We start from the raw sequence: 11,702 nt of genomic DNA on the forward strand, positions 1-11,702 counted from the left end.
CTTTATTGAATCCAGCCGTTTGTTTTCATTTCTGTTAGTTTTTCTTGTGCTGCTCTTACTTCAGCTTCATTTTCATTTGCTTGTACTGTTTTTCTTAAGAAGCGGTTCGCTTCTTCATATTTTTTTTGTTTAATTTTGAACATCCCAAATGCAAAATTCACATGTGGATCTTCATCATTTTGCGAATATGCTTCTGCGAAAAATTTCTCGGCTTCATTTCCTTGTCCCACTTTATCGTATAAAATCCCTATATTCACAAGTGTATTTGTATCTCGGGTCCCACTGTTGACAACTCGATTATAAGCTTCTAATGCTTGTTGATACGCAGCATTACTTTTTCCACCATCTCGCGATTCGTAAAATTGACCAGCTTCATAATATACAATTCCTAGTTGATTTAGTAACTCTATATTTTTCATATCCTTTTGGATTGCAGCTTGTAATACTTGAGATGCTTGTTGATAATTCGCCTCTTTTTTCGCACTATCAATTAAATTTGTTTTATTCCAAAGCACATATAAGTTTGAAAGTTCAATTGTATATATAGCGTTCTTTGAATCTTGTGTAATAGCTTCTTTAAAGAACGATTCAGCTTTGTCTAACTGCACAGTTGCCGTAGCTAGTTGTCCTTTTAAATACGAAACAATCGCCTTATCTTCATTTGTTTTCGTGCTCATTTTGACGATAACGTCTTCCGCCTTTTCAAATTCTTTCATCTTCATATGACTTACAGCTAAATCTCTCATTGCATCTTTTTTATACGGTTCAATTCCTTTTGCATTATTCGCTAATGCTTGTTCGAAATTCGGAACTGCTTCTTGATATTTTCCAATGCGGAAATTTGCTGAAGCTAATAAATAGGCAGCTTCATTATTTTCTTTATCAATTTCTCTATCCTTTATTAATTTGGTAATATAGTCGATTGCAATTTTATTCTTTCCTTCAGCAACGTAAATTGTTGCTAATTGAAGATGCGCTTCGTCTTTTCCTTTCACTGCAATTGCATGACCAACAGCCTCTTCTGCAAGTTTATATTTTTTATCATGATAGGCTTGCCTTGCTTGTTCCATAAAGTGTTGATATTTAGCATTCGTTGTATAGAAGTAATACGCCGTAGCACCACCTATAACGACAATTGTAATTGAACCAATGATCAAAATACGTTTTTTATTTTTGCTCCACCATTTTGAAAAGACAGACGGTTCTTTTTGTTCATGCGTTAATGTAAGAGGTTGATTCGATGCTTTTGCATTTAAAATTTCATCATCTATATCATATTCAACTTGTTTTTTTGTTTGTTTTCGGCTCTGTAGAATGCTATTTGGAACTGTAATTGTAGCTGCTGCTTCTGTAAATGATGTTTCTTGTTCTTCTTTTATCTCCTCAATAATGCTTTCAATTTCCTTTTTTAACGCATGATCAATGTTTGGAAATTGTACGATTCGTGAATAGACGAAACAAGCAAATTCTGCATTGTTTTCTCTCTCCAATTCAGTAGCTAGTTCCAAATAACTTTGTAGCACCTTTTTTGAGTTTATTCCAGGCTCTTGACTCTCTATTGTTTGAATGATATATGCGAGTTCTTGTTTTAGAGCAGTTGATGGATTAAGTGAATTGAAAATTGTTTTATATTCATATAATGCCGCTTGCTTAAATCCTCTCTCTTCTAATAATCTTGCAATTTCCAAACATTTCGATACAAAAAGAGACTGTTCTTGTTCTGACTGCTTTTCTGTATCAATTTTTATTATCTCTCTTGCACTATTAAATGCATCGTGCCATTGTGCAAAGCTTGGACATTCTGCAAAAGTTTTACTATTCCATGCCTGCTTAAATAACTGTGCAATTTCCCCATTCCATTGATTATGTAATACTTGCTGAAGTAATGCATATCTTTCACATTCTGTCTGCATTTCTTCCGTTTTAAAGTAACTTGCATCAGTCCATTTTTTATTTCGAACTTCTTCACTACACCAACTTAATATTTCTCCTAATAATATAGCACCAGCAAATCGATCGGCTTCTTTTTGCCATACCCCACTTGTCAAATACTTTGGTGCGTAACCCGCTGAACCTGCTGGCAATAATGAAGGTCTTTTCGTTTTTGGGCCATACATTTGCTCAACATCAACAAGCTCAATACGGTGTTGACCTTCAATAGGATTTTCACTTAGAAAAGGTATTAGTACGTTACTAGATGACAAGTCATTATGAGCAATCTCATTTTCTTCCATTATCTTAAGTGTTGTTAGAAATGCCTCTGCAATAAAAAAACATTGTTGCTTTGATAGCATTCGTTGCTCTTGTAAAATATCAGCCCAAGTTGGCCCTTCAATCCAAGGCATCACAATACTATTCGCAAGATCTTCTGACTTTTCAATTACAGATGTATGTTCTTCTTTTGTAACAATGTAGCGTGAACATACTTTAAGACCCGCTAAGGAAGAAAGTGGTTTCAAAAATACTAATTGATGTTTTTCATCACGATAGCGTTCCTTAAAAACTTTTAATGCTATTCGTTCTACACTATTTTCATGTTGTAGCTGATATACCGTTCCTTGTCTACCTTCTTGCCCATATGGCATATCAATTCCCATAACTGCTGGATGCTTTGAAAAATGATACGCATCTTTATTTAAAATAATTTTTTCTCCTACTTCTGGCCTGAATCCCATTTTATCCCCTTGCTCTCATATGACGATTTTTAAAGAAAAGACCAGGAACAATAGCTCCTGGTCTTTTGCAATTGTTCTGCTATTAATATGAGCTATCCGCGTTACGGAAGTTAGTAGCAATGTTTTTCAAATCAGTAGAAATATGTTCTAGAATCGGAATGTATTTTTGCATTTCTTGTCTAGCACTTTCAAAGTTCGCTCTGAACTTATCTTGTGTTGCCCCAGACCATTGTCCCTCTAAACTCTGAATTTCATTTCCAAGGTTATTGATTTGTTGTTGAGCTTCAGCTGCTGCGTTTGTAAAGCGTCCAGCGATTTGATCAAGTTGTTCAGGTGTAATTTTAATTTCTGCCATTCTGCTTTTCCCCTTTCAATCTATTAATATCATAACAATTAGATTATAAACTATATTCACACTATTTTTAAAGGGTTAGTTTACAAAAAAATAGTATTTTTTTGCAAATTACCCCAGTTTTATATTTTTTCTGTCGATTCTAACCATTTTCTAGCAATCTTTTTTGTTAAATCATGTAGTAAATGTAGTGGTGTAAAAGCACATTTTACTTTCATAGGTTTCCTGCGTACAAAATATCCTTCCCCACTCTGGAATTCTTGATCCATTTCCGTATGCTTGAGCTTTATATTAAAGAAATACACATCATTATTTTGCGTAGTGCCTAATAAATAACTACAGCTTCGTTTTCTGATTTCCGCAAACCATTTTTCATGTGAATAATTAGTTACACTTGAAGTTGTAGCAGCTGCAACAAAATGGATCCCTTTATTTCTTCCATTTTGAACAATTTGCTCTATTTTATTTTTCGCATCAAAATCAGTAGATAATAACGCCAGCATTTGATCAATATCATCAATAACAATAATAATCCTTGAATATGGAAATTTCATTTTTTCATTTGGATTTAAAGACGGCATGACCACTTCTCTGTTATTTATTACTTCTAGCAGCTCATCTAACATTTTTTTTAATTGCATTCCGTCTGTAATTCGCTTTTTAACATGTGGTAATTCTCCAAGAGCCAAAATACCCGTTGTTTTTTCACTTAAATCAATCATGAATAATTCAATTTCTTCAGGTGCATGTTGATAGGTAAGAGAAAAAATTAGTGTTTGTAATAAAGATGTCTTACCACCTTCAATTCTTCCTCCAATGAAAATATTTGTCATTTCCTCCAATGAAAAGTTTTGCAAGCGAATATCTTCTGTTTCGATACCTACACAAATTTGTGACGATTCTGATTGCTCTAGCATGTCTTCAATAAACAACTGTTTCGGAACCATTGGAATTGATTTTGCTTTCTCTCCAGTCCATGCTCCATTCATTTTTTGAATAATTGTTTTTAATTGCTTAGAATATTCCAATTCATTTTCTCCAATGAAAGGCAATGCTGCTTGGAATAGTTCTGGGGGCTGCCCTTTCGCTAAACCACGTCCAGATGGTACATCAATTAATGGGAAGTTTGGTCTTCCAACTAAACTATAATATTCTGTTCTATCTTGTAATTCAAACGAAATTGCCATCGGAATATTGTTACGAACACGGTCAAACATATCAGTTGTTTGGTTGAGTGATAAATGAAAAGAAATACCGTACGTACTTGATTCACGTAATAATTGCTCTAAAATTTCATTTTCCTTCTCATACTCACTACGGAACCTAATATAACCATCTATCATTACGACAATAGCTGGAATCTTTGTTTCTACCATTCGGTTATACATCGCGAAAGATTTTGCTCCCCTATCAGAAAAACATTCTTTTCGATATGTGACTTCCTTCTTCAAAAAGCTAAACAACCGTTTCATTTTTTCAACTTCGTCTTCTTGTACAATTCCACCCACATGTGGTAAATCTCTAAAGTCTAAAAACATGCGACCAAAATCAACTACATAAAAGTTTACTTCCTCTGGTGTATGAGACAATGCCAGAGACATAATAATTGTTTGTAATAGAGTCGTTTTTCCTGTACCTGGCATACCGTAAATATTTAAATGCCCCTCTTGAACATCTAATTTCAAAGGATACTGCGCTTGATTTGCCACATCGTCGATTAGTCCTACCGTTAACTGCAATTTATCTTCTCTTTGCTTCCATACATCCGCATTCCAATTCTCTATTTCATAGAATTGATTTAATAATAGTTTCTCTGGTAAAGGTGCTAACCAAGGTCCTGGCAACGCTGTAATATTTTCTTTTTCGGATACGTTCTGTACATATTGAATAAAAGCTTGTAATTGCTTTGGACTATTTGTCATTGGTTTTGGGCGCTTTTTCACTTTTATTCTTTCACCCGAAAGCTTAACTTCTGTAAAATCAACAACAGCAAGAACTTTCTCTTCATCTGGATTATAAGGTGCTCCACTCCATGCAGATTGGAACAATTCCAATATTTCATTACTTCCAACCTGTAAATAACCTCTTCCCGGTACATTAATTTTAGAGGCATCTGGAATTTTTAACATTTCACGACTATCGGCGTCATCTTGTACACGTAAACAAATTCGAAAACGTGAGTTACTCCAAATCTTATCATTTACAACCCCTGAAGGTTTTTGTGTAGCTAATAATAAGTGAACTCCTAATGTCCTTCCTATTGCAGCAACACTAATTAGTTCGTCCATAAATTCTGGTTGTTCCTTTTTCATTTGAGCAAACTCATCAATGACAATAAATAAATGTGGTAAAGGTTCTTTTTCACGCCAGCTTGTTTCATAATATTCATCTAAATGTTGAACATTTCCAGCCTGAATAAACAATTTTTGTCTTCTCTCTAATTCCGCCTTTAATGATATTCTTGCACGCTCAATTAAGTTCGGATCTTCTAAGTTTGTAATAGATGCGATAATATGTGGTAATCCTGCAAACGTGTTTGACATTCCGCCACCCTTATAATCGATAAGCATAAATGCCATCTCATGAGGATGATAGGTAGCCGCTAATGCGGCTATAATAGACTGAATCACTTCACTTTTCCCTGAACCTGTTGTACCAGCCATTAAACCATGCGGACCATGTCCTTTCTTCTCAATTTTATCGTGAATATTTAGAAACACAGGTTTACTTCCTTCTCTTACACCGATTGGAACCGGCAATGAAGTCGGATATCGATTTTTATCCCATCTCTCTAGCACTTGTAACTCTTCCATTTTTTTCACTTGAAACAAATCTAAAAAAGTTAATACTTTCGGTATGTTAGCCGCTGTAGAACTTTTCATTCGAATAGGAGCAATACTTCGCGCACCTGATTCACATCGTTCGAATGAAAGTCGGTCTACTTTAAAACTAGCACGCGTTGTCCCGCTATTTTCAGCTGAGCTTGAAAATGTTTCTACTAACTCACCATTTTCTCCATTTAAGCTAATAACAAGATCACATTCCATCGGCAATCGTTCTCTCTGTTCTGCAAATATAAACGTAGATGCTCCGACACTTTCCCCTTCTCTAAGTAACATTGGAATTAGAGGATCATCCTCTAAAAACTCTCTCGCAGATAAGAAAAAGACATAAATTGGAATTAAAGGTATTTTCGCATCCGCCTGTGCAGAGGAATTATAAATTCTACGCATATTAAGTGGTGTGAACAACGCTTCAGCTAATTTCTGAGCGTCTTGTTGATTTTCAGATAGAAAACGCATACTTCTCTGCTCATCCCATACATGAGGAAGCCATCTCATCCAATCCCATTGTTTTTTCTCCTTCTCATGATAAAAGGCTGCTATTTTCACTTCATTTGGCGCATGATGTGTCATAATTTGCGTCGTTACAATTCGAATAAAGTTCAACCTATCCTCTTTATTTCCAACTACACCAATTACATCATTTTTTTTCAAAGATATTGAAATATGTCCATTAGGAATTGTAGTAAAATCCCTTTTGACATTTTGTGCTTCTGTAACTAATGGATTTTCTTCGTAGCCTTTCTGCTCAGGCACTTTCAACTCTACAAGGAATGGCCTTTCCCCCGTTCCAATACGAATATCTAAAAAATCTGGGCTTTCGGGTGTTCGCTCCCATAAGTTACTTTCTTGATTTTCAATTCTTTGCACACTTTTTAATGGACTTGGATTTTGTGTAATTAAATACTTTGCTTGTTCAACCTTTAACGTATCTAATTCCACTCGACGCTTTTGAATTTGCTCTAAGTATCTTGTTTGTAATTGTTCAACCATTTGACGATGTTCTTTCTTTCTACGTAAATGCCCCATCGATGTAAATATATATGACCCTAACATAGGAATACTAGAAACCATCATAAGAGGCATATAGCTTGAATTCATTTTCATAACCTTCATCATCACAAAGTATAATACTAGCGTCAAAATTGTCATCGCCGCTGGCAATATCATCGTTTCAATTGAAAATTTCGGCTCCTCCGGTATATTCGGTGGATCATGAATAATAACATTCCCTGTTGGTATATCTACTTTCACACGCGGAGAGCGTTGAAAATACGGTGATTTTTGCACAAAACATTTCTCCTTCCCTATCCAAAAACTATTACTCAATGATTTTCCATACATAATCTTCTTCACTAGAAGACATATCTTGTTTAACAGGTTCATTATAAACTTCTTCTGCTGGCATCATTTCAAAAGAAGGGATAATTGCTCCTTTTTTATGTAGCATTACATATTGTCCGTCCCACACATCATTATCGCGTAACGTTTCATCATTTCGAATAGAATGCCACTCTTCTTTGTCTTTTGCCACTCTAATTTCATAGATCTCGCTTAATGCTTCATCTATTTTTTCATGATGTAAAATCGCTTCAATAATTTGCACCACTTTTACGTCATTTGGAATTGCAATATCAATTTCTTCATTTGACTGTTTTATGTATGTCACAATAATCTCTTCCACATTTATTCACCTTTTTTCCATCATGTTTGTTACCAAGAAACATCTAAAAATGAAATATCATCGCTTGTCGGAGAGTTCTGTGCCCTCTCAATTTCTTTTAACACTTCCTCAAAATTATACTGCATAAGCGGCACAAGTCCGTCTGAGTGAATAACTATCCGATTAGCTTCTTGCCTAGATAATGTCTTTGAAAAAACCGCCAATTCCCCACCAATAATGCCTCGCTGTGTAGACCATCTTTTCTCTATATTTCTATTAAACTTCATTATATTCGAACAATTCTCCTTATCTTGAAACAATTGTACAAATGAATCGCCATGTGTAACTATCGTTATTTGTACTTTATCTTGATTTGGAATGAGTTCTATTTTCCCGCCAATAAACATCGTTTCACTACCTTTTGTTCGCTTTTCTTCCAAAACATCAAGTAGTAACCACGGTGTTTCTTCTGGCAAGCGAAATGCACTCACTTCCTCTGAAGCTTCTTCTATCCAATTATTTAACTGTTCATTTAATAATGTAGCAATATCCAGTCCACTTTCTTGACATGTATCAAACAAGTTTACTAACTTCATACCAAGAAATTTCGCAGCGATTTCACCATGAAAAGACATTCCTACACCATCACATAATGCAAAGGTAACACTAGTCCCATTATCTTGAAATATAAGAAAATCTTGTCCACTCTCATTTAAGTCTTGCGTTTCTTTAGCTCTTACGTAACTATATCGATATGTAAAATGTTCACCTTTCTTCTCTTGTAATACTGTTTCTTTTTCTTGCGACAGGATATACTTCACTATTTTTCTCCCTCCTATCGAACCGGCGTTGCAGCAGACATTTGAAATCCAAGTGATACTAAATCTGCATTTGTACCTGGAAACATCATCACTGCACCATCCCCAATATGAAAACCATACTCAGTCATCATCTCACGATAACTTTGAGGGATAGGAGAGGAAAGTCGTTGCAACTTTGCACCATATTCATCCGTAATTTCTGTATGTGGCATAATCCCTTCCCACTTCTTTATACTAGTAATTTGTTCTTGCATAATTTCATCCGAAATAAAGATATTTTCAATTAGTACATTTCCATCAGGTACAGACATATTCATAATTCTTCGCACAATTAATTCTGGATCTTCGCCAGTTGAAGCACCATCTGTCATATGACAAACAACAGGAGCTGGCCCGTCTTGTAAATTCGGTAATTCCTTTTGCAATAACTTCTCCACTACAGAGAAAGCCTTTGCTGTATCAGTTAAGCGATGCGTTTGAATTTTTTCTAGTGGACGTAGTCTTGCTACCTCATCTATTGTTTTCACCCCACCCAAAAGATCAAAAACTTGATCGCTATAAGCTAAAATAGATAACTTATATCTTGGAAGCAATCGACTACCTTTTGTCGAACGAAATACCATTTGGCGAATCGCTAAAGAAAGAGCATCCGTTACAATGTCAATTCTCCTTTTTTCTTCTCCCTCTACATCCATCATTTGATTCATTGATGCGCTTACATCAAGAAGATAGATTATATAAGCTGGTGTTTGTTGTGTTGCTTGAGTTTGATATAACATGTTTCATACCCTTCCATACATTATTATATGAACTTTTTTTATATTCACATTTCATTATAACTTATGAATTTTCTTTTTCTCAATTTATTATAAAATGTTCTCGATATAATTTACATATTTTCACACAAAAAGACATTTTTCTTCTCTTTAACTTATGTTTAAATATACAAAACCCTTCTATATTCATAGAAGGGTTTTAATATTATGGTATAAGACGAGTACAATCTCTCGGAAAAGCACTCGCCTCTCGTACATTTGTTAATTCTAATAGTTTATATACAATCCTTTCTAACCCAATTCCGAAACCTCCATGCGGAGGACAACCGTATCGGAATGTATTTAAATAAGATTGAAATTTCTCTGGATGTAATCCTTTTTCTTTAAACGAAGCGAGTAACATTTCATAATTATGAATTCGCTGTGCCCCTGACGTTATTTCTAGCCCTTTATATAATAAGTCGAATGAATCAGTAATAGCTGGATTCTCTTTATTTTGCATCGTATACATCGGTCTCGCTTCTTTCGGATAATGTGTAATGAAAACAAATTCACTATTATATGTTTCCTTTACATATTTCCCTAGTAACTTTTCACCTTCTGTATCTAAATCCCCTACAGGAGATTCTTTACGATACTTACTTTTCAAAATTTCTTGTGCTTCTAACAATGTAATTTTAGGTATTTCAGTAATAACAGGTACTTCTATTTGTAATAGTTGTAGTTCTATTTCACATTTTTTTGCTACTTGTTGAAACATATATTGTAAAACATCCGTTTCTAGTTGCATCACTTCATAAAAATCATGAATAAAACCAAGTTCTACGTCTAACGATATATATTCATTCAAATGACGGGAAGAATTATGATGTTCCGCTCTATATACAGGTGCAATTTCAAAAACACGTTCTAGTCCCCCAGCCACCATCATTTGCTTATAGAACTGTGGTGATTGTGCTAAATAAGCTTCTTTTTGGAAGTATGGAAGCTTAAAAACATTTGCTCCTCCTTCTGCCCCTTGCGAAACAATTTTCGGCGTAAAGATCCGTGTGAAATCGTTCTCTATAAGAAATTCACTAAAGCTCTGAACGAGTGTAGATTTCACTTTAAAAATCGCTGCGGTTCGCTCATGTCTTAATGAGAGTACCCGCTCATTAAGTAGTTGATCTAAGCCAACTTGTAACTTCTTTTTATTTATTTCAAATAGAAGTGGTTCTGCACCGTTTATTACTTTCACTTCATGAGCAAGTACTTCAACACCCAATTCTGTTTTCGACGTCTCGACTATTTCACCAATTACATGAACAACACTTTCTACATCAACTTTATATCCGGCCAATTCATTTTCTAATACACATTGAATTACTCCTGTTCTGTCCCGTAATAATAAAAAACTAATATTTCCAAGGTGCCGAATTTTTTTTACCCATCCTTGAAGTAATACAACCTTTCCACTTTGCTTTGTACATTCTTTTGTGAGTGAACGCTTCATTATTGAATCCATTATTTTTCCCTCCAGTAATTTTATATTTATTTACGTTATTGTTGTCATCGTCATCATCCACGGTCACTCACCCCCTTTCAAAGAATACAAAAATCCGCCCCTATAAATAGGGACGGATTTTTTTCCGCGGTACCACCCAAATTGTCATACTGACCATCTTAGCCCTGATAACGGTAGGTACCGTTTGCTTTTACTAATAATCACGTTCAAAGCAACACTCACAGGTGTCTTTCCATCATGCGGTATCGCAACCTTCCCAGCAACCGGCTGCTCTCTGTAGACCTTTGCATCATGTACTTTTCCTGATCATCACTTTTTATATTTACAGAGTATTCTAACTCCTCACTTTATAAAATGCAAGCCTTTTTTGAAACATTCTGACTTTCTTACTCCTAACTTCTTCTAAAGTGTGAAAAGTTAATTTTGTAATACATATTCTTATGTATCAAATTCGAAATTACACCTCTAATGCTTTTCCAATTTTTACATAAAACCCAATTCATTTACGCATATTAATAAAAAATTTTATAGCGAGGTGTGTATATGCAAAAAGCAATTAGTTTCTTTCTCCTATTGTTTTGCCTAATTGTAGTAAACGAAACATACGCCTATTCACCAAAATCTTTACCAATCTCTCAAAACTCTGATCAATGGCAAGTGAATATTGATAAACCGAAAAAAACAAACAAGAATATGCTTCAAGCTAAAAAAGATGAATTTCAAACATATCATTTTTCAGTAAAGAATGTTGGGAATAGTGAGGTATATAACGTAAACGTCGAAGTATTCCGCAACGAACCAAATAAGAAAACGAAATATGAACTCTTTTCCCTAAAGGAAAGTCGTTTAGCAAGTGGAAAAACTGGATTTGAACACGCTAATTTACCTGTTGCTACAAAAGCAGATGAAGTTGATGTTATTATTACATGGCAAGAGCACCCATTCCGATCGATGCGAAATGGTCAAAAAGTTGAATCTAGAAAATTTAAAGAGCATTTTGTTTTTAAAGAAGCTAAAAAGTAAATGGGATCCGGATATATTCACACTATCATTGATATAGCTTTATTT

8 protein-coding genes and 1 other annotated feature are annotated in these 11,702 nt (G+C 34.7%); of the genes, 1 reads left to right on the forward strand and 7 read right to left on the reverse strand.

Annotated features, from left to right (window positions below; translation table 11 throughout):
- Positions 1-2: 2 nt before the first annotated feature.
- From OXT04_RS10330 to aspS, 7 genes are all read right to left on the reverse strand, one after another.
- Positions 3-2,675 carry a tetratricopeptide repeat protein gene (locus OXT04_RS10330; RefSeq protein WP_097821799.1) on the reverse strand — a complete coding sequence of 891 codons (2,673 nt, stop codon included), beginning with the start codon at positions 2,673-2,675 and terminating at the stop codon, positions 3-5.
- 82 nt (positions 2,676-2,757) lie between these two features.
- Positions 2,758-3,030 carry a WXG100 family type VII secretion target gene (locus OXT04_RS10335; RefSeq protein ID WP_000807833.1) on the reverse strand — a complete coding sequence of 91 codons (273 nt, stop codon included), beginning with the start codon at positions 3,028-3,030 and terminating at the stop codon, positions 2,758-2,760.
- 119 nt (positions 3,031-3,149) lie between these two features.
- Entirely contained in the window at positions 3,150-7,160 is a 4,011-nt protein-coding gene (essC, locus tag OXT04_RS10340; protein ID WP_267414301.1) for a type VII secretion protein EssC, read from the reverse strand.
- 31 nt (positions 7,161-7,191) lie between these two features.
- A complete protein-coding gene (locus tag OXT04_RS10345) occupies positions 7,192-7,554 on the reverse strand; it encodes a ubiquitin family protein (RefSeq protein WP_000391139.1) in 363 nt (120 codons plus the stop codon).
- A 29-nt stretch (positions 7,555-7,583) separates the two neighbouring features.
- Entirely contained in the window at positions 7,584-8,357 is a 774-nt protein-coding gene (locus tag OXT04_RS10350) for a hypothetical protein (RefSeq protein WP_065228769.1), read from the reverse strand.
- Between the two features lie 11 nt (positions 8,358-8,368).
- Complete coding sequence (locus tag OXT04_RS10355; RefSeq protein ID WP_000966848.1) at positions 8,369-9,133, reverse strand: vWA domain-containing protein; 765 nt, start codon at positions 9,131-9,133, stop codon at positions 8,369-8,371.
- A 202-nt stretch (positions 9,134-9,335) separates the two neighbouring features.
- Positions 9,336-10,634, reverse strand: coding sequence for an aspartate--tRNA(Asn) ligase (gene aspS, locus OXT04_RS10360; protein ID WP_090976423.1), 1,299 nt, complete (start codon positions 10,632-10,634; stop codon positions 9,336-9,338).
- Positions 10,635-10,739: 105 nt separating this feature from the next.
- Positions 10,740-10,953, reverse strand: a binding site (T-box leader).
- A gap of 224 nt (positions 10,954-11,177) precedes the next feature.
- Between aspS and OXT04_RS10365 the strand changes: the two genes are divergently transcribed.
- Positions 11,178-11,657, forward strand: coding sequence for a hypothetical protein (locus tag OXT04_RS10365; RefSeq protein ID WP_001167912.1), 480 nt, complete (start codon positions 11,178-11,180; stop codon positions 11,655-11,657).
- Positions 11,658-11,702: the final 45 nt, after the last annotated feature.

The sequence above is a fragment of the Bacillus sp. GC_Bacil_1 genome (genome assembly GCF_026540675.1).
Taxonomy (GTDB): domain Bacteria; phylum Bacillota; class Bacilli; order Bacillales; family Bacillaceae_G; genus Bacillus_A; species Bacillus_A cereus.